Source organism: Sinimarinibacterium arenosum (genome assembly GCF_005047655.1).
Classification (GTDB): Bacteria; Pseudomonadota; Gammaproteobacteria; order Nevskiales; family Nevskiaceae; genus Solimonas.
In genome coordinates, this window is the sequence record NZ_SUKF01000013.1 from 1 (window position 1) to 17,027 (window position 17,027).

The 17,027-nt window shown below is 60.4% G+C and carries 25 protein-coding genes; 12 read left to right on the forward strand and 13 right to left on the reverse strand.

Translation table 11 applies throughout. The annotated features are described in order from the left end of the window. Positions 1-303: 303 nt before the first annotated feature. Both E4T66_RS20430 and E4T66_RS20435 read right to left on the reverse strand, forming a co-directional pair. On the reverse strand, positions 304-909 hold the full coding sequence (locus E4T66_RS20430; protein ID WP_136851836.1) for a hypothetical protein: 606 nt from the start codon (positions 907-909) through the stop codon (positions 304-306). A 421-nt stretch (positions 910-1,330) separates the two neighbouring features. Next, positions 1,331-1,804, reverse strand: a complete 474-nt coding sequence (locus E4T66_RS20435; RefSeq protein WP_136851838.1) for a hypothetical protein — start codon at positions 1,802-1,804, stop codon at positions 1,331-1,333. Between the two features lie 78 nt (positions 1,805-1,882). On the opposite strand from E4T66_RS20435, the gene E4T66_RS20440 reads away from it, so the two are divergent. From E4T66_RS20440 to E4T66_RS20490, 11 genes are all read left to right on the forward strand, one after another. After that, positions 1,883-2,245, forward strand: coding sequence for a hypothetical protein (locus E4T66_RS20440; protein ID WP_136851841.1), 363 nt, complete (start codon positions 1,883-1,885; stop codon positions 2,243-2,245). An 82-nt stretch (positions 2,246-2,327) separates the two neighbouring features. After that, positions 2,328-2,669: a hypothetical protein gene (locus E4T66_RS20445; protein WP_136851843.1), complete on the forward strand. Its 342-nt coding sequence runs from the start codon at positions 2,328-2,330 to the stop codon at positions 2,667-2,669. A gap of 134 nt (positions 2,670-2,803) precedes the next feature. Next, on the forward strand, positions 2,804-3,607 hold the full coding sequence (locus E4T66_RS20450) for a replication endonuclease (RefSeq protein ID WP_136851845.1): 804 nt from the start codon (positions 2,804-2,806) through the stop codon (positions 3,605-3,607). After that, on the forward strand, positions 3,591-3,803 hold the full coding sequence (locus E4T66_RS20455) for a hypothetical protein (RefSeq protein ID WP_136851847.1): 213 nt from the start codon (positions 3,591-3,593) through the stop codon (positions 3,801-3,803). The genes E4T66_RS20450 and E4T66_RS20455 overlap by 17 nt, the downstream gene beginning before the upstream one ends. Further along, positions 3,800-3,994 (forward strand): hypothetical protein, encoded by a 195-nt coding sequence (locus E4T66_RS20460; protein ID WP_136851849.1) that lies wholly within the window; start codon positions 3,800-3,802, stop codon positions 3,992-3,994. The genes E4T66_RS20455 and E4T66_RS20460 overlap by 4 nt, the downstream gene beginning before the upstream one ends. After that, entirely contained in the window at positions 3,994-4,281 is a 288-nt protein-coding gene (locus E4T66_RS20465; protein WP_136851851.1) for a hypothetical protein, read from the forward strand. Before E4T66_RS20460 ends, E4T66_RS20465 begins: the two co-directional genes overlap by 1 nt. 81 nt (positions 4,282-4,362) lie before the next feature. Further along, entirely contained in the window at positions 4,363-4,593 is a 231-nt protein-coding gene (locus tag E4T66_RS20470; protein WP_136851853.1) for a major capsid protein, read from the forward strand. Between the two features lie 50 nt (positions 4,594-4,643). Further along, a complete protein-coding gene (locus E4T66_RS20475) occupies positions 4,644-4,823 on the forward strand; it encodes a hypothetical protein (protein WP_136851855.1) in 180 nt (59 codons plus the stop codon). A gap of 75 nt (positions 4,824-4,898) precedes the next feature. Then, positions 4,899-6,371, forward strand: coding sequence for a hypothetical protein (locus E4T66_RS20480; RefSeq protein WP_136851857.1), 1,473 nt, complete (start codon positions 4,899-4,901; stop codon positions 6,369-6,371). A 2-nt stretch (positions 6,372-6,373) separates the two neighbouring features. Next, on the forward strand, positions 6,374-6,673 hold the full coding sequence (locus E4T66_RS20485) for a hypothetical protein (protein WP_136851859.1): 300 nt from the start codon (positions 6,374-6,376) through the stop codon (positions 6,671-6,673). A 2-nt stretch (positions 6,674-6,675) separates the two neighbouring features. After that, positions 6,676-7,896: a zonular occludens toxin domain-containing protein gene (locus tag E4T66_RS20490; RefSeq protein WP_136851861.1), complete on the forward strand. Its 1,221-nt coding sequence runs from the start codon at positions 6,676-6,678 to the stop codon at positions 7,894-7,896. Here the strand turns inward: E4T66_RS20490 and E4T66_RS20495 are convergent, their stop codons facing one another. Together E4T66_RS20495 and E4T66_RS21480 are read right to left on the reverse strand one after the other, a co-directional pair. Further along, positions 7,897-8,079: a hypothetical protein gene (locus E4T66_RS20495; protein WP_136851864.1), complete on the reverse strand. Its 183-nt coding sequence runs from the start codon at positions 8,077-8,079 to the stop codon at positions 7,897-7,899. Positions 8,080-8,322: 243 nt separating this feature from the next. Beyond that, a complete protein-coding gene (locus E4T66_RS21480) occupies positions 8,323-8,466 on the reverse strand; it encodes a hypothetical protein (protein WP_169577751.1) in 144 nt (47 codons plus the stop codon). 99 nt (positions 8,467-8,565) lie between these two features. Here E4T66_RS21480 and E4T66_RS21485 point away from each other — a divergent pair, with 99 nt between their 5' ends. Beyond that, positions 8,566-9,315, forward strand: a complete 750-nt coding sequence (locus E4T66_RS21485; RefSeq protein WP_169577752.1) for a cyclic nucleotide-binding domain-containing protein — start codon at positions 8,566-8,568, stop codon at positions 9,313-9,315. A 14-nt stretch (positions 9,316-9,329) separates the two neighbouring features. On the opposite strand, the gene E4T66_RS20505 is transcribed toward E4T66_RS21485, so the two are convergent. From E4T66_RS20505 to fabG, 9 genes are all read right to left on the reverse strand, one after another. Beyond that, positions 9,330-9,689, reverse strand: a complete 360-nt coding sequence (locus E4T66_RS20505) for a PilZ domain-containing protein (protein WP_136851868.1) — start codon at positions 9,687-9,689, stop codon at positions 9,330-9,332. A gap of 86 nt (positions 9,690-9,775) precedes the next feature. Next, positions 9,776-10,813 carry an AAA family ATPase gene (locus E4T66_RS20510; RefSeq protein ID WP_136851870.1) on the reverse strand — a complete coding sequence of 346 codons (1,038 nt, stop codon included), beginning with the start codon at positions 10,811-10,813 and terminating at the stop codon, positions 9,776-9,778. Then, a complete protein-coding gene (tmk, locus tag E4T66_RS20515; RefSeq protein WP_136851872.1) occupies positions 10,810-11,424 on the reverse strand; it encodes a dTMP kinase in 615 nt (204 codons plus the stop codon). Before tmk ends, E4T66_RS20510 begins: the two co-directional genes overlap by 4 nt. 21 nt (positions 11,425-11,445) lie before the next feature. Continuing rightward, positions 11,446-12,447 carry an endolytic transglycosylase MltG gene (gene mltG, locus E4T66_RS20520; RefSeq protein WP_248679828.1) on the reverse strand — a complete coding sequence of 334 codons (1,002 nt, stop codon included), beginning with the start codon at positions 12,445-12,447 and terminating at the stop codon, positions 11,446-11,448. Continuing rightward, complete coding sequence (gene pabC, locus E4T66_RS20525; protein WP_136851877.1) at positions 12,444-13,274, reverse strand: aminodeoxychorismate lyase; 831 nt, start codon at positions 13,272-13,274, stop codon at positions 12,444-12,446. The genes mltG and pabC overlap by 4 nt, the downstream gene beginning before the upstream one ends. After that, positions 13,271-14,617 (reverse strand): aminodeoxychorismate synthase component I, encoded by a 1,347-nt coding sequence (locus tag E4T66_RS20530; protein WP_136851879.1) that lies wholly within the window; start codon positions 14,615-14,617, stop codon positions 13,271-13,273. The genes pabC and E4T66_RS20530 overlap by 4 nt, the downstream gene beginning before the upstream one ends. A 16-nt stretch (positions 14,618-14,633) precedes the next feature. Then, positions 14,634-15,875: a beta-ketoacyl-ACP synthase II gene (gene fabF, locus E4T66_RS20535; RefSeq protein WP_136851881.1), complete on the reverse strand. Its 1,242-nt coding sequence runs from the start codon at positions 15,873-15,875 to the stop codon at positions 14,634-14,636. Positions 15,876-15,923: 48 nt separating this feature from the next. Further along, positions 15,924-16,169 (reverse strand): acyl carrier protein, encoded by a 246-nt coding sequence (gene acpP, locus E4T66_RS20540; protein WP_136851883.1) that lies wholly within the window; start codon positions 16,167-16,169, stop codon positions 15,924-15,926. Between the two features lie 112 nt (positions 16,170-16,281). Continuing rightward, positions 16,282-17,022 carry a 3-oxoacyl-ACP reductase FabG gene (fabG, locus tag E4T66_RS20545; RefSeq protein WP_136851884.1) on the reverse strand — a complete coding sequence of 247 codons (741 nt, stop codon included), beginning with the start codon at positions 17,020-17,022 and terminating at the stop codon, positions 16,282-16,284. Between the last annotated feature and the right edge of the window lie 5 nt (positions 17,023-17,027).

Genomic DNA, 17,027 nt, shown 5'->3' on the forward strand with positions numbered 1-17,027 from the left:
CAGAGTAGGGCAGTGGGTCTACAGTTGGGTTAGTGGTCATAGGCCGCGGCACAGCAGGACGGATTGCCACGGCTCTTGTGCATTGGATCCCAAACCATTGAACCGGAGTTGGCGAGGGGCATGGCCAGGATCGCCATGTTTCCGGAATCGGATTGACTGTATCGCCACCATAGCGGCGCAAGCGGTGCGGAAGTCGTACTCGAGGAAGTAGTCGTCGCCAAGCTTCCCCAGTAGCACGCCAAACCACCATTTGCTTGCGAGGATTCGTCCCTTAGCGAGAGCTGCAGCAACAGGATTAGGAAATCAGCCGCCAGAGGGCGGCGGTGTGCATACGTCGGGTACGGAGCCGTTGCCCTTCACGGCACAAACGGTCGGACCACCTCCGTCGCCGGGAGTAGCATCGTCGTCGTTCGGCGTCTTGTTGTCCCCGGAGCCGCCCGCCGCAACTGCAAGGGCCGCAGCGCCCAGAGCGGCCAATCCCACCTTTCCCCAATTGGCGTGCCACCAGGAGTCGCCTTCGCCGCTATTCGCCAGGCCCCATGGGGACAGATCACCGCCAAGTGCAGCGCGGTTGACCAAGAGGGGAATGCCGACGGAACTTACGTATGCCAACTCGGAGCGCACAAACTCCACTTGAACGATGCTCGTAGAGAACGGAAGCGCAACTTCACTCGATCGATTAAGGGCTTCTGCGCCAATGTGCGCCCGAGCGCCGAGACGATCGAAACTCTCGTGGCGAACGTCCATTTGGAGACCGACAGCGGCAGGCAGCTTTTCAGGGCCACCGAAGTCCATCCGTAGGTACGCGTAAGCCTGAACGGGAGCCGATAGGTCTGATGCGATGACTTGACCGGCAAAAAGAACAAACAATACCGCCGCAACTGCCGGCAGATTAAAAAACTTCCTCATGATGACCCTCCCAACCCATCATAATAATAGCGTCCGGTCTGACTCCGGCCGATTCCCTCAGTCGACTGCAGCCTGTCACAGCGGGCGCTTTGTGCTAACCCAGTTACGACACAATCCGAACCTCTTGCCCCCGAGAAAGCTTTCGATGGCACGGCGCGAACGCTATCACGAGGAATTTTCCTACAGCAACTATCCGCCCGGCTAATTGCTTTTTGAGCGCTGCTATGGAATTTGCAATGACCGCACGCGTTGGGCATCGCGCCATGAAAGTTGGGCATTGGAGCTGAATGTGCGTTGAGTCGGGGACCACTCAGCTGCGGAATGCTCGCGGCCCTCTTAGGAATTACTCAGGGCGAGCGCGCCATACGTCGGCCTTCCTTACACGAGGCGCGAGCAGGGACAGGATCACACGATGGCCGGCTTACGAAGCCCAGCAAAACTCGTAGATCCTGAATTCGTTTTCTTTTGCGAAATTACGACTCAATTCTCGTACTGCTGTCAGTGCGAGCATTGAATTGAATTGTGTAACGTAATTCATAATGTATATTGCCCGCTGATGCTCGCGGACCCCTGCCGCATCGGCCTTTGAACTGCTGAAAAGTAGTCCGGACAGCGCCAGCGGCAGAAGTAAAGCCCCCGCACCGCTTGCTAGAAGTCGCCGCCGCCAGTGGGCGCGTTCGGCGTCCGATCTGGCAGCGGCTTCATGCGCCTCTAGTTCAGCTCGCGCCACGTCGGCGCCCATAATTTCTGCACATGCGCTTGCAAGCCAGACGGGCGGTTTTCCGCTGGCCTTAGCTCTCGTCACAATTGCGGGTTCGCATCCGAGCTGTCCGGCGAGTATCGACGGACCTCCGACTTTATTCGCTGCCTGATCAATTAGTTGACTTAGGTTCATGGTTTTGCCTCTTGACGGTTTGACGAGTCGTCAAATACGGTTCGCCCCGAATTTGACGTTACGTCAAAGGGGACGACGATGACGGGCAGGGCGGCGGAATTCGTGGGGGTGAGGGGACGCGATCTACGCATCGTGTTCCTTTCGACAGCGGGTCATCGCAGGGGATTCTACGCGCGCTATCGGACCCGGATGCAGCGTTGGGAGTGCCAGTTATCGGGCTATGGCATGCAGCCGCGCCGCTGGTTCTCGAGAACCCAAACTCTCGCCCTTTGTGAGTTACGCCACATCGCCAGCGTGTGGGACTGGCGCCGCGTGGTCATCGATCAGCGCATTGAATGGGACGGGGTCCGGGACACCGGCTATCTGATCGAGGGCAGGGGACAGCTGGATATGTTCCGCGACCTGCGTGATGACGGCCACGGACTGAGGGCCGCCGCATGAACGGCCTCCCTCGCTACCTCGTCTACCGCGTTCTCGGCGCTCTGGCAGTCACGGCAGCATTCGCGCTGATTCGGTGGCTCTCATGAGCCGCACCAAAGTCATCGAACGTGTGCGCGAGCCTGAGCCGGGCCGCTGGCTGGTGATTCAGGAGGATCACGAGGAGTGGGAAAGCCAGTACGGCTATCACTGGCGCCATGTCCGGACCTGGGTCGGCATGCTCGCGTCATCGGTTGATGATTCCCGGCTTTCGATTATTGCCAATCGCTGCCTGCGAGGCGTGCTGGACGAGCGTCGGGCAGAGGATCAGGCGTCGCATATGCGGCAGGTCCGGGCAGCAGAACGTCAGAGCGTCGCTTCGATGCTGGCACGGCGCACGCTCGCTAACCCCGACGATCCGTTTGCCGCAATGCGGGGTTTGGCGTGATGGCCGCGCGAGCGAGCGAAGCGAGCCGCGAGGGCAGCGCGCCTGGGCTTGTCTCTTGTACAACAAATGTCCCGCGCGTTCTCCCGAGCGAGTCAGAGCTGGTCATCGACACGTCGCGGACGAAGCTGACACGGATGCAACGTGCATTGATGCACGCGGCGAGCCTCCATGAAGCGGCAATTGTTGAACAGTTCGGCCGATGTACTCCGATCATGGTCACAGCGACCCTGCGCGAGGACGTGGCACCGTTGCAGGCTGACGCCAGTACGCCCGTAAAGCTGGCGCGTAAATGGTTTGAACGGCAGGTGAAGCACTATCCCAAGGCGGAACGGCCCCGTTTTCGGTTTGTGCGTGTGGCAGAACTGACGAAGCGGGGCAGGCTGCACTATCACTTCGTGTTTTTCCTGCCTCCGGGGATGCGCTTGCCGATGTGGGACAAGTGCGGATGGTGGCGGCACGGCATGACCCGCATGGAGTGGTGTCGCGGCGCCAGTGTCGGTTACGTCGCCAAGTATCTCAGCAAGGCCACCAACGGTCGGCCAATGCCGAAGGGTTTGCGCATGCACGCCACGGGTGGCCTGACCCGCGACGAAGCCAGCGCGAAGCGATACCACATGGCGCCGACCTGGGTCCGTGAGTACTTCAGCAAGGAAGAACAGCCGCGCCCGATGCAGGGCGGTGGTTGGTGGTCCCGAATCAATGGCTACATCCAGACATCACCCTATTTCGTGAAGTCCACGACGGCTGGTCGCGTCGTCGTGGGCGTCTACAAGTGGTACCGCGATCAGCTCTCCATCAAATCGACTCAAGAGGATTCCCAAAATGCAACAGATGACACTCACGACGCATGTCTTCGGTATCTCAGCCGGTACGTTCTCGGACAAGGACACGAAGGAGGACCGCGAGTACTGCTCGGTACACATGGCTCAGCCGCTTGAAGGCGAGAAGGCCATCGGCTTTCGCAGCGACAAGGTCGGGGCAGAACCCGCAGTGTGGGACCAGCTCAAGGCGGCGAAGCTGCCGGCGCTGTGTGAACTCAACGTGAAGTTGACCCCGACGACGCTGGCCAGCGGTGCCGTCAGCTTCAAGATGCGCATCACCAGCGCGAAGGTCCGCCCGGGCGGTGCAACGTGAGCCGCGAACAATTCCACGTAGACGTGGAACGCAGCGGCGAAGGCGTGCGCGTTGATCTGATCACGCCGGATGGTGAATTGTTGACGGTGGGTCAGATCGACAACCCGGCACAGGTCATGGGCTTTGCGGTCATGTTCGGATCGATGATGTCCGCAATGATCACGCAGGCCATTTTTGAGGTCCGCGGCTGATGGCCTCGGCGTATCTCTTTCAGTGTGCAGGCGCTGACGGCGTCGTCATCGCGAACACAGCCGGCTCGCTGGGAGGCAATGACGGACGAGGCGTACCGCATTGCCCGAGTGGCGGCACCTGGACGCTGATCGAGTACGCCGAACCGGCGCAAGCCTTCAATCCGGCAGATCTCGATCCAGCGATTCTGGCGGAGGCCTTCGGCGCCGGTCTGGTCGTTGTCGGCACCGGCATGGTCATCGCCTGGGCGATCAAGGCTGTCATCCGGCAGGTGCGCGGATCGTTTTGATTTGCCGGCAGTGCACTACCCCCCGAGGTGTGCTGCCGGTTCCTTTAAGTTCGGGGGAAGTGACCGTCGGGAGACGTCCACATGAAGTACGCAAACGTTGCTAAGAAGTACGGTGTTCGCCTGGGCACCGCTGTTGCTGCCTCGGCTGCAACCGTTCCGGCTTTCGCCGTGACGGATTACAGCTCCCTGACCACTGCCGTCGACTGGGCCGATGTTGGCACCGCTCTGCTGGCCGTGGGCGTCGCGATCATCGGCATCGTGGTCGTGATGAAGGGCATCAAGATGATCGTGCGGGCCGTCAAGGGCGCGTGATCGGTAGGGGCGGGGGAAACCTCGCCCCTCTCTTTTTGGGAGGCACTTCGATGAGCGAATACCAATTTAAGGCTGCAAGGCTGGAAACAATGAGGGAGTTGGTGCAGGCCTACCGCGACATGGGCGACGACGACAGCGCAGACGAAATAGAGGACGAGATTGCAGAAATCGAAGCAGAGCTTGAAGCGGAATTCGGAGATTGTGACGGCGACGACGACGAAGGGCTTTGACGTGGACCAGTTCTACTACTTCGCGTTCTTCTGCTACGGCGGGATGGTCGCTGCCTACTTCTTCCGGGGCCTGTGATGCGTGATTTTCGCGCCGCGTTTTGGTTCTTGGTTGGAGTCGTTGGCGTCTCGCTGTTCGCCGTCTCGATGGACTCGTGGGCTGCGACGACCGGTGACAGCTATCTGTGGTATCGGAACCCTGACGGCAGTTGGGCGCGAACTCCTTCGGTAACGGGAACTCCTGCTAAAAATTTTAAGTGGCCCATTGGACGACAGGTCCAATTGAAGCCCGGTGGCGGCGTAGAGGTCGTCAGTGATCGGAAGCTACCTTTGCCGATGCGCGAGGCGCGGTCAGTCGGTGTTCTAGAACGTGTCGGGATTTCGAGGGTCGTCGCTAATCCTTTGCTGCGACGCGCTGCGCGCCTGTTGGGTCCGGCTGCGGTTGCGTTTGAGGTCGTTCACTGGCTCGCCCAAGACGATATTGAATTCAATCAGGATGCGGCGGACTGGCAACGTAAAACGGTCACGCCTCAGTACACCGACCCGAACTGGGTGGATCTGAACAACGTCCCGAACTTTGTAGGCGCGACGGGTCAGGCGGTATGCGATGAGCGAGCGTTCCGCGTCGGCGGTACTTCTTATCAATATGGGCTGGTTTTTGTGTACACCAGCCCGACTCGTGGCAACTGCTATAAGCGCAGCTCGACGGGTCAGGTGACGACCACGGTGATGGCGCAGCCGCAATATGGTGGTTCGACAACCTATTTGACCGAGTTCGATGACGTCACTGACGAGCAGATGGAAACCGCGCTCAACGCGATGCCGGACGAGGATCTTGCTTCTGCCCTCGATACTCACATCGGCGATTCCAGATTGCCGGTTGATCTGCCGTCTGATACGCCGCTCGTGTTCGTTCCTGCGGACGCAGTTGTCTATGCAAATCCGATCACGTCGACCAGCACGACGACGTATCCGGACGGTACGTCTCTGACGACGACGAAGGTATCCGAACAGAAGGCCGATATCTCTGCATCGTCGACTACCGTTTCAGAGTCCCATGTCACCACGACGGTGACGAACACCACGACGACGACGGTCAGGAATCAGGACAACGAAGTCGTTTCGCAGACCACAGAGGAAACCCCTGTAACTCCTGACCCTGCGCCAGATCCGTCCCCGGAGCCGTTCCCGACGCCATATCCGACACCCGTGCCGACGCCTGCGCCGTCAGGTGTGCCTACTCCCGAGCCGTCATACGCTCCGCCTCCTGATGCGTCGTTGCCGGCTATTCCGTCTGCGCCTTCGTTCGCTGAATCGACGCAAGCTTTTCTCGGTCGCGTCTCGGCTTCTCCGATCGGTTCCATGTTCTCGGGTCTTGCTGCTGCGATTCCGAGCGGGGGAGAGTGCCCGACCGCATCTTTCGATGCACTCGGTCAGACCTTCGTGATCGATGCACAGTGTCCCGTTCTAGAAGCTGCGCGCGGTGTCCTGGGCATCGTGATGCTGTTCGTCTACGCCCTCGGCGCAATCGTACTTTTCGGTAAGGCCTGATCATGACCGCATTGTTTGAATGGCTCGGCAATCTCATCGTTTCCGCGCTGTCGTGGCTGCTGGACGTATTCCTCTACGTCCCGCGTCAGGTCTACGCGCTGTTGATGGACGGACTTGCCACAGTGATTGAAGCCTTGCCGGCGCCCGCTGCGGGGTCTGCGTTCGTCACCTATGCGGCGTCGTTGCCATCGGGCATGGGTTATCTCTCCGACGTGTTTCAAGTGCCTGCCGGCGTCTCGATGTTGGCGGGGGCACTGGCGCTGCGCTTTCTGCTTCGCCGCATTCCGTTCATCGGGGGCTAATCATGTCCATCGTCGTCTATGCGGGTCTGACCGGACACGGTAAGAGCTACTCAGCCGTCGAAAACTTCGTGATTCCGGCGTTGAAGGATAAGCGCCACGTCGCGCATAACCTGGACCTTTTTGTCCCGGCGCTGAACGTCGTCTGTGGTCACGACTGCGCGCCGCTGTTGCACCAGATTCCGGCGCAGTGCTCACCTGCCGAAGTGATCGAAAAGTGCCCCGAAGGCGCCGTGATCGTCCTCGATGAGGTCTGGGAGTATTGGGCAAAGGGCCTGACGATCAACGAAATCCCGAAGGACGAGCTCCGGTTTTTCCGTAAGCATCGGCATCGAGTTGGCGAGGACGGCATCGCCTCTGAAATGTGCCTGATCAGTCACAGCCCGACCGACGATCTGCCGTCTTTTATCCGGTCGATTGTGGACCTGACCTACATCCACGAGAAGCACAGCGCCGTCGGCTCAAAGGGCCGTTTTCGCGTGGATGTCTACAGTCGTTGCCAGTCAGCTGAACGTCCGGCAAAAGGCAAGCTGATCCGCAAGTTGCAGGGCAAGTACCGACCCGAAGTCTGGAACTGCTACAACAGCCACACTCAGAGCAAAGCGAAGGTTCTGGGCGAAGGTGGCCTAGAGAAGATGCCAGACGCGCGCGGGAACGTCTGGAAAAGCTTCACGATGGGATCGGCCATGGCTGCGGCACTGCTGCTTCCGTTGTTGTTCTGGCTCGCGTTTCGGGCAGTCACCGGGATGGCGTCTGGCGGTGGGCTCAAAGAAAGCCATGCCGCGATAGCGGCGGAAGCGAAGCGAAACCCGACAATACCTCAACCCACACACGGATCATCGCGGCAGGGTGCACCAGAAGCACACACAGAACTCTCCCGCGCGTCGGACAACCTGGGTGTGGTGGTCGTGTCGCCTCCGGTCGTCGTTGAAGCTCAGACCTTCGACCTGGACAGCCAGACAAGCCGGATTTGGCGGGTTGTCGGCGGCATCAAGCGCCCGGATGGCACCGGAATCGTTGTGCTGGTCAGCGCAACAGGCCGCAGGCTGATGCCGTCCGAGTCCTGCGAGCAAGATGACCTCGGCCAGTGGTCGTGCGCGCTGGATGATGGCCGTGCAACGCTTTGGAGTGGCGCTGGTGGCGGTGGACTGGACGCACGGCAAGCGCCGGGCGTCGGCGTTGGCAGTCCGCCGTTACAGGGCTCTGCGCGGGCTGTTGCTGGTTGATCAGCGCAGTACAGCTACCACCAGCACGACGAGGCCTGCGGCGAGCACGACTAGAAAGTCCCAAAAGCTGAAGATCGGACCTTGTTTCTCGCGGATGATGATGATTCTTTCGGTAATGAATTCGGGGTCATTCGCTACGGGTGGTGCCTGTGTGAATCCAGGGCGTTCTTCTTCGTTGTTCACGCTGTCGCTCGCTGTGCTTTCCCGGACGGAAGCATAAGCCGCCTTTTGACCGTTCGCACTATCCAATTGATCATAATGTATATTATGTTAAGTGTTGGGTGTGCGGATGGAATTGAGTCGTGTCCTCGAAGCGACGTGCTAGCATTCGCAGGCTCTCACCCTTCGACCACATCGCACGCCAACGGCATGACCGAAACCGCAGTCGATCCTTCGATCTTTGCCAACTATGTACCGCTGAACGCGCTACGGCGTGAAAGTCAGCTTGATCTCGCGCGCCACACGCGCCAGCTTCAGGCTGCGCCCGGGGACTTCCTGTTCAGGATCGGAGATGCGGCTAAGGACGTCCTGTACGTCCTTGACGGTGAAGTGCACTTGATTGACGCTCATGGCAAGGCCCTCTCTCGCGTTCGGGCCGGTGAGCCAGCTTCATTTCATCGCCTGGCGCATCAGTCCCCGCGTACCGTCAGCGCTCGCTGCGCAACCACCGTGAAGTACATTGCCGTGGATGCCGGTTTGCTCGATGTCATGCTGACATGGGACCAGACCGGCTCATTCGAAGTTACCGAGCTGTCCGAAGCATCATCGCAGCCCAACGACGACTGGATGACACGTCTGCTGCAGATGCGGACGTTTCAGCTGGTGCCGCCGTCAAACCTGCAGGCAATGTTCATGCGCATGCAGCGTGTTGCCGTAGACCCGGGCACCGTGATCGTCCGTCAGGGCGACGAAGGCGATTTCTTCTACGTGCTGATCTCGGGGCGCTGCATCGTCACCCGCGAGCAATCAGGCCTCAAAGCCGTACGGCTGGCGGAACTCGAATCCGGCGCCTGTTTTGGTGAAGAAGCGCTGATTTCGAACGACCGCCGCAACGCGTCGGTGACGGCGCTCACTCGGTGCGAGCTGATGCGTCTGAGCAAAGCCGACTTCCAGAAGCTGCTGAATGAGCCACTTTCGCGACGTTTGAGCCTCGCGCAGGCTCAACAGAAAGTCGCTGATGGAAATGCGCGGTGGCTGGATGTGCGCCTTCCCAGCGAGTTCCAGACGGGGCACATGCCAAACGCGCTGAATCTGCCTTTGTACATGCTGCGCATGAAGCTTTCGCAGCTTGACACGGCAACCACCTGGATTGCGTGTTGCGACACCGGGCGACGCAGCTCAGTGGCAACGTTTGTGCTGACGCAGAAAGGCTACGACGCCTACCTGCTCGACCAAGGACTCCCGGTACTGGGAAACTAGCCGGCCAGCACTGCCTACATCGTATGCGTCGGGCGATCCGCGCCCAATGCTCCGGCCAGCAAAGCCTCGATTTTCTTCTGCGTGCTACCGCCATCCTGGGCGCTGAACTGCACGCCAATTCCTTGTGCGCGCTTGTTCTGCGCGCCTTTGGGCGTGACCCAGACAACCTTGCCCGCGACCGGGATTCGCTCCGGATTTTCCATCAAGGTCAACAAAATGAAGACCTCATCCCCAAGGCGATAATCCTTGTTGGTCGGGATGAACAAGCCGCCGTTCTTGATGAACGGCATGTAGGCGACGTACAGCGCCGACTTGTCCTTGATATTCAGCGTCAGGATGCCGGGCTGAGAACCGGTCCTGGGCGGGCTACTCATGCGTCGAATTCCCCTGGGACGATACGCATCATTGAATTGCGCTCACTCTACCCGATTTATGCGATCACGCCGACGGCCAACAGTGCTCAATTGCCGACGATCCGCGGCCCGACCCGCAGCCAGCTCACCAACAGCGATTCCAGCAGTAGCTGCGGCTGCGCATTGCCGCCACTAAGCCGAAGCGCTTCGGTGATCTCGTTAAGCATCTTCTCGAAAGCGTCACGCTGCGTCAGATCCGAGCGCTGCAGCACCGCCTCGCGAAACTGGTGGGCAATCCACGACCATGCCCATTGCAGATGCTCCGCCAGCGCTTCACGATCGACACTCGCAGCTGCAGACACCGGATCCTGTCGTCGCCGCGCAACGGCAAGCCACATCTCGCGCCAGGCATGCCGCAGCGATACGCCATCGCCACTGGCAAGCTGTAGCGCTGTCAACGGCGCGCCATAGCCCTGTATCAGGGCATCTGCGTCATCGTGCCCGAGCTGCTGTGCAAGCCACTGTTGTGCGACTTCGGTCTCCGGCGCCGTGAACCGTATTTTCTGGCAACGGCTGCGCAGGGTCGCCGGCAACGCTTGCGGACGCTCCGAAATCAGGATCATCTGCGTACCTGGCGGAGGCTCTTCGATGGTCTTCAGCAAGGCGTTAACGCTAGCCGTATTCAAGGCATCTGCACGATCCACGATAGCGACGCGCTGATGCCCGTAATGCGAGGAAATGCCAAGCCGCTCGATCAGCATGCGAGCCGCGTCAATGGAAATATCGCGACGCTTGCGCTCTGCTTCGGGCTGCCAGTGAATCAGTCCCTGGGCGTGCTGCCCGTTCGGCGTCAGCGCCAGCCCCAACAATCCGTCGGTCCCCAGCAACAATGCATTTGGATGAGCGCCCACTGCAAGTTGCACACAGCTTCTACAGCTTCCGCAAGCGTAGCCGCTGCGATTTTCGCAAACCAAATAAGCTGCCAGCGCGCGTGCAAACCAGCGTTTACCAATGCCCACCGGTCCCTGCAGCAGCAATGCGTGTGGCAGCTGCTGTTGCAGCACCAGCGCGGTCAGATCAAGCCACAATGCTGCCTGCCACGGCAGCGGCTTGCGCAAGTCCTCCGGACGCACGTCCACACTCACAGGCGGACCTCCAGCGCTGCGGCAATCTGGGCCTGGACCTGTTCCAGTGACCGACTTGCATCGATCACCGCAATCCGCCCGGGCTCGTCGCTGGCACGTTGAAGAAAACGCTGACGAACCTGCGTCATGAACCCCAACGTTTCTGCCTCAAAGCGATTGACCTGCCCTCGCGCATGCGCACGGGCCAGACCGATGTCGGGCGGCAGGTCGAGCAGCAGCGTTAGATCGGGCTTGCGCCCCGCCAGCACCAAGGATTCCAGCGCCAGAAGGTGCTGATCCGACACGCCCTTGGCCCCCTGGTAGGCGTAGCTTGAATCTGCGAATCGATCGCATACCACATCGTCTCCGGCGGCAAGGCGCGGTTCAATCTTGTGCTGAAGATGTGCTGACCGCGCCGCGTACATGAGCAGCACTTCGGTCTGCGGTGTAACGCCTTCGCCCCAGTCCGACAGCACCAGCTGTCGAATGGCTTCCGCCTGCGGGGTGCCACCCGGTTCTCGCGTTACGCAGACATTGCGCCCCCGCTGCTCCAGCCACTCGCAGACAAACCGAACCTGCGTCGATTTGCCCGCCCCCTCCCCGCCTTCCAGTGTAATCAGCCGACCGCGCATGGCTCAGAGCTTAGCGGTTTTTCATTTTTTCAACTGATAACGACGCACCGCCGCTTCGTGCTGATCCAGGGTGTCTGAAAACGCATGCGTGCCATCGCCGCGAGCGACGAAAAACAGCGCTTTGCCTTCCGCTGGGTGCAGTGCTGCATACAAGGCTGCACGCCCAGGCAGGCAAATCGGGGTCGGCGGCAGTCCGTTTCGGGTATAAGTGTTGTACGGCGTATCCGCCAGCAGATCGCGCTTGCGCAAATTGCCGTCGAATGCGGAGCCCAAGCCATAGATGACAGTCGGATCAGTCTGAAGCCGCATTCCCAACTGGAGACGCCGCACAAACACCCCGGCAATCTGGGCGCGCTCGGATGCATCACCCGTTTCCTTTTCTACGATGGACGCCATGATCAGGGCTTCGTCCGCTGAAGCGTAGGGCAGATCCGACGCACGCTGATCCCAGGCCTGCTGCAATGCCGTAGTCATGGTGTCGTAGGCGCGTCGAATCACCGCGATGTCGGTGGTGCCGGAGGGAAAGTGATAGGTATCTGGAAACAACCGCCCCTCGAGCGATCCAACCTCGACGCCCAGCTGCTGCAGAATGGCAGCCTCGGCGGCATCACCCAAGGTTTGCTGGATATTGGGATGCTCACGAATTGCTGACAGGGCCTGACGGAAAGTCCACCCCTCAAGCAGTCGCAATTGATACGACACAGTCTTGCCTGACTCGAACAACTGCAGAGCCTGCAACGCCGTCATTCCCGGGCTCAATGGATACTCGCCAGCCTTGATGCGCGTCCCCAGGCCGGTCATCCGTGCATAGGTCCGCAGATACAGCGTGTTGCGCTGTGGCGACACCAGCCACTGTCGCTCCTGAAGCGTCTCCAGCACCGCCGACAGCGTTTGTCCCGGCGTAATTGTCAGCGTTGTATTCGCGCCGAGATTCATCGGAGCGTCCAGCACTCGGCGAACGTCGCTCGCAAACAAGGCTGCTGCCCCCAGGAAAACCACAAAAATCAGTAGCAGACGTTTCACAGGTTCAATGAATGACGTGGATGAGACAGACGCGACCAAAGCTGGCGCGCGTGCAGGCCTGGACTGGGCCATTCACGCGTGCCGCACCGCCGCAGAGGAACAATTCCTGTCAGTGAATTGCAAATGAATGCCTCGTCACATTCCAGAAACTCAGACCAGGGCAAATCGACACACTCAATTGCCCAGTCCAGAGATGCGCAGGTCTCGATGACGCGCTGCCGCATGACCCCGGCAACGCCGCACCGCTCCAGGTTTGGCGTTCGCAGCTTGTTACCCGCGACACAAAACACATTGCTGCGGGTGCCGGAAATCAGCAGCCCGCGCGTATCGAGCATCAACGCCTCGCCAATGGTGTCAGGCCAGTGCCGTGACGCCATCACCTGCTCTAGGCGATTCAGATGCTTGACGCCTGCAAGTGCGGGCTGATCGCCAAGACGGATATCACTGAGCATGACGTCGATGCCAGCCGCCGGTGCCTGTGCGCCCCCTGCAGACTCGGAAGTGACCATAACGAGCCGGTCCGATGCATCCGTGGTTGGCGCATATCCGCGGCTTTGCCAACGCCGCACCACCAAAACCTTGGCACTGGCCCAGACATGCCCTGCCGACAACAGCGCGAGTTCTGAAAGGAGATCTGCCTCTGCCGGCGGCTGCAAGCCCAGAACGGCGCAGTCGGCACAGAGCTTTGACCAGTGATGCGTCCAGTCCACAACGATGCCATCGACGATCAGCATCGTGCGAAATACACCGTCTCCGTAGTGCAGACCGCGCGACCGAGCATGCGCATCATCCTCCGGACGACCGTTGAACAGTGCAATAGCGCTCATTGCACCGGCTCCAGTGCCAGCAGCATGCCTCGCGCCTTCGCTCGGGTTTCCTCAAGTTCCGCGCCCGGCTCGGAATCGGCAACGATGCCCGCTCCGGCTCGAAAATAGACCCGCCCCGGCTCCCAGATCAGACTGCGGATCAGAATGTTGCTGTCGAGCTGACCGTCACGTGATAGATACCCCAGACTGCCGGTGTACGCGCCACGTCCCTCGCCTTCCAGCTCGGCAATGATCTGCATTGCACGCACTTTGGGACAGCCCGTGATGGTGCCCCCGGGAAAGACCGCACGCAGAGCCGCTGCGGGACCAACCCCGCTGCGCAGACGGCCACGCACATTCGACACGATGTGATGCACATGCGCATAGCTCTCCAGCGCCATCAGCTCGCTGACCTCGATGCTCCCCGGCTCGCACACCCGGCCCAGGTCGTTGCGCTCCAGATCGATCAGCATCACGTGTTCGGCGCGCTCCTTCAGGTTGGCAATCAAGACGGCGCGAAGTTGCGCGTCTTCAGCCGCATCTGCACTGCGGCGCCGTGTGCCCGCGATGGGTCGCGTCTGCGCCCAGCCTTCGGCAAGCTGCAACAGGCGCTCCGGCGACGAACTGATCACCGCGGCGCCGTCCCACTGCAACAGACCCGCAAACGGCGCCGGATTGCTTTGACGCAGTTGCCGGTACAAATGCCCCGGTTGCACCTCGCGGGCCAGGGTGGCGTCCCAACGTCGTGACAGATTGATCTGAAAGGTGTCGCCTGCGCTCAGCCATGCGAGGATGCGCCGCACTCCGTCCTCGAATGCCCGGGCATCCTGCTCATGCACCGCCAGGGCCGATGCGCGAGGCGCCACCTCGAAATCCTCGGCGTTGAGCAGGTCCTCGCGCATTTGCGCCAGCACCTGCTCGGAGCGTTCTGACAATAGATGAAGTTGGCCTGTGCTTCGATCATGCATAATCGCAGCGTAACTGCGTACCGCCAGCGCGTCCGGCAAACGACTGGGATTCTGCGGCAACCTCAGCTGCGGTTCGACCCAGTGCGCGGCCTCATAGCCCAGCAGGAAAAACCAGCCACCGCAGAACGGCAGGTCTTCGACACGCTCCACACCAGGTTGGAGCGCGACAAGACGATCAAGCACATCGAAGAAGTTGTCTGTCGCGCGATTAACGCCAGCGCCGCTGAGACGACCGTTCCGCCCAACGAGCACTTCGCCTGGGTCCGCAAACAGGATGTCCCAACGTCCTGACTGAGGATGCCCGGCCACGCTTTCCAGCAGGAGTGGATAGCGCTGCGGGAAGCGCTCGTGCAATACCAATAAATCCGGCCCGGCCGGCAGCTGCGCACGCCACATGGTGCGCCTGCGAAACCTAGCTGAAGCGCTTGAACGCCAGCGTGCCGTTGGTACCGCCGAACCCGAACGAGTTTGACAGCACGACATCCAGCTTGGCGTCACGTGCGGTGCCCGGCACGTAGTCGAGATCGCAGCCCTCGTCAGGCGTATCGAGATTGATCGTCGGCGGAATCACCTGATCGCGCAGCGCCAGCACCGAGAAAATGGCCTCGATGCCACCGGCAGCTCCGAGCAGGTGCCCCGTCATCGATTTGGTCGAACTCACGGCGACCTTGTACGCGTGATCGCCCAACGCGCCCTTCACCGCCAAGGTCTCGGCCAGATCGCCGGCCTGCGTCGAGGTGCCGTGCGCATTGATGTAGTCGATATCTTCCGGATTCAGACCAGCGTCACGCATCGCATTGATCATGCAGCTCCGCGCACCGCGCCCGTCTTCAGGCGGCAGAGTGATGTGATACGCGTCGGAAGACATGCCGAAACCGGTGATTTCCGCATAGATCTTCGCACCGCGCTTTTTCGCGTGCTCGAGATCTTCAATCACGACAACCCCGGCACCATCTCCGAGGACAAAACCGTCACGATCCTTGTCCCACGGTCGGCTGGCCCGCTCGGGATCATCGTTGCGGGTCGACAACGCCCGCGCCTGACAGAAACCGGCCATGCCCGCTGGCGCCGAACCGGCCTCGCCACCGCCGGCAATATAGACATCAGCGTCGCCCGCCTGAATCAGGCGCGCGCCAAGACCGATGCTGTGGGTTGCGGTGGTGCAGGCTGAAACGATCGCGAAGTTCGGGCCGGTAATGCCCAGATCAATCGTGATGTAGCCCGAGATCATGTTGATGATCGAGGCAGGAACAAAAAACGGCGATATCTTGCGCGGACCGCCTGCGTGAAGCTTGCGGCACTCGGCTTCGATATTGCCGATACCGCCGATACCGGAGCCCACGCAAACCCCGATGCGATCGCGGTTGGCGTCGGTGATCTCCAGCCCGGCGTCCTGAACAGCCTGCTTGGCTGCAGCGACGCCGTAGTGAATGAACTCGTCGGTACGTTTGACGTCCTTCACGCTCATCCAGTCTTCCGGCCTGAAATCTTTGATCAGACCGGCGAAGCGTGTGGTGTAGGCCGACGCGTCGAATCGCGTTATCGGCCCAATCCCCGACTTGCCCGCAAGGATGTTCTTCCAGGCCGAATCGACATCGTTGCCCACGGGCGACACGATGCCGAGGCCGGTGACGACAATGCGTCTACGGCTCATGTGACAAGTCTCTGATTCGAAGGATTTGCGCTAAACGAACTACAAATTTCAGCCGGCCTGATTCGTATGGGCCTTGATGTAGCTGAGCACGTCTTTGAAGGTCACGATCTTCTCGGCTTCTTCGTCCGGGATATCAATTTCAAACTCTTCTTCCAGCGCCATGACCAACTCGACCGTGTCCAGCGAGTCCGCGCCGAGATCTTCGACGAAGGAAGCTTCCGGGGTGATCTGATCTTCGCTCACCGACAACTGTTCAGCGATGATCTTTTTTACCTTCTCTTCAAGCGTACTCATGCGTCACTCCGCAGCGTATTTGTGGTGTGTGAAACCGGGGTATTGTAGTGGAACCGGCCCGATGAAACAGTAGGCTTTGGTTGCACTGTGAAATCAGATACTTGAACCGCAGTCAAGACATGTACATGCCACCATTGACATGCAGGGTTTCGCCGCTGACATAGCCGGCCTCGGGCGACGCCAGATAGGCCACTGCGGCAGCAATGTCCTCCGGCGAGCCGAGGCGCTGTGCCGGGACTCTTTCGAGCAGTGCCTTGCGCGTCTCGTCGCCCAGAGCATGAGTCATGTCTGTCTCGATGAAACCAGGCGCAACAACGTTGACGGTGATGCCGCGCGAACCGACTTCTTGCGCCAGCGACTTGCTGAATCCGACCAATCCAGCCTTGGCGGCGCAGTAATTCGCCTGCCCGGGATTGCCCATCTGCCCGACGACGGAGCCAATGCTGACGATGCGGCCATAGCGGGCCTTCATCATCCCGCGCATGACTGCGCGTGACAGGCGGAATACCGAAGTCAGGTCGGTATCCAGCACCTCGGACCAGTCCTCGTCCTTCATGCGCATCAACAAGGTGTCCCGCGTGACACCGGCATTGTTCACCAGAATCGACAGCGGTCCGACAGCTTCAACCAGGGCGGTGCACGCAGCCGCGTCACGGACATCCAGCACTCGGCCCTCACCGCCTTGAGCGGCCAAAGCCTCGGTGATGGCGCTGGCGCCGCCCTCAGTGGTCGCGGTTCCGATCACGCGCGCACCGTCCGCCGCAAGGCGCAGTGCAATCGCACGTCCAATACCCCGGCTGGCGCCGGTGACCAATGCTGTTTGCCCCTGTAGGCGTGTTGTCGCTGCGCTCATGAAGT

Coding starts and splice junctions, on each gene's coding strand:
- E4T66_RS20430 (WP_136851836.1), bottom strand. CDS start 909: ATGAGGAAGTTTTTTAATCTGCCGGCAGTTGCGGCGGTATTGTTTGTT.
- E4T66_RS20435 (WP_136851838.1), bottom strand. CDS start 1,804: ATGAACCTAAGTCAACTAATTGATCAGGCAGCGAATAAAGTCGGAGGT.
- E4T66_RS20440 (WP_136851841.1), top strand. CDS start 1,883: ATGACGGGCAGGGCGGCGGAATTCGTGGGGGTGAGGGGACGCGATCTA.
- E4T66_RS20445 (WP_136851843.1), top strand. CDS start 2,328: ATGAGCCGCACCAAAGTCATCGAACGTGTGCGCGAGCCTGAGCCGGGC.
- E4T66_RS20450 (WP_136851845.1), top strand. CDS start 2,804: ATGCAACGTGCATTGATGCACGCGGCGAGCCTCCATGAAGCGGCAATT.
- E4T66_RS20455 (WP_136851847.1), top strand. CDS start 3,591: ATGGCTCAGCCGCTTGAAGGCGAGAAGGCCATCGGCTTTCGCAGCGAC.
- E4T66_RS20465 (WP_136851851.1), top strand. CDS start 3,994: ATGGCCTCGGCGTATCTCTTTCAGTGTGCAGGCGCTGACGGCGTCGTC.
- E4T66_RS20470 (WP_136851853.1), top strand. CDS start 4,363: ATGAAGTACGCAAACGTTGCTAAGAAGTACGGTGTTCGCCTGGGCACC.
- E4T66_RS20475 (WP_136851855.1), top strand. CDS start 4,644: ATGAGCGAATACCAATTTAAGGCTGCAAGGCTGGAAACAATGAGGGAG.
- E4T66_RS20480 (WP_136851857.1), top strand. CDS start 4,899: ATGCGTGATTTTCGCGCCGCGTTTTGGTTCTTGGTTGGAGTCGTTGGC.
- E4T66_RS20485 (WP_136851859.1), top strand. CDS start 6,374: ATGACCGCATTGTTTGAATGGCTCGGCAATCTCATCGTTTCCGCGCTG.
- E4T66_RS20490 (WP_136851861.1), top strand. CDS start 6,676: ATGTCCATCGTCGTCTATGCGGGTCTGACCGGACACGGTAAGAGCTAC.
- E4T66_RS21480 (WP_169577751.1), bottom strand. CDS start 8,466: ATGAGCGTCAATCAAGTGCACTTCACCGTCAAGGACGTACAGGACGTC.
- E4T66_RS20505 (WP_136851868.1), bottom strand. CDS start 9,689: ATGAGTAGCCCGCCCAGGACCGGTTCTCAGCCCGGCATCCTGACGCTG.
- tmk (WP_136851872.1), bottom strand. CDS start 11,424: ATGCGCGGTCGGCTGATTACACTGGAAGGCGGGGAGGGGGCGGGCAAA.
- pabC (WP_136851877.1), bottom strand. CDS start 13,274: ATGAGCGCTATTGCACTGTTCAACGGTCGTCCGGAGGATGATGCGCAT.
- E4T66_RS20530 (WP_136851879.1), bottom strand. CDS start 14,617: ATGTGGCGTGCGCAGCTGCCGGCCGGGCCGGATTTATTGGTATTGCAC.
- fabF (WP_136851881.1), bottom strand. CDS start 15,875: ATGAGCCGTAGACGCATTGTCGTCACCGGCCTCGGCATCGTGTCGCCC.
- acpP (WP_136851883.1), bottom strand. CDS start 16,169: ATGAGTACGCTTGAAGAGAAGGTAAAAAAGATCATCGCTGAACAGTTG.
- fabG (WP_136851884.1), bottom strand. CDS start 17,022: ATGAGCGCAGCGACAACACGCCTACAGGGGCAAACAGCATTGGTCACC.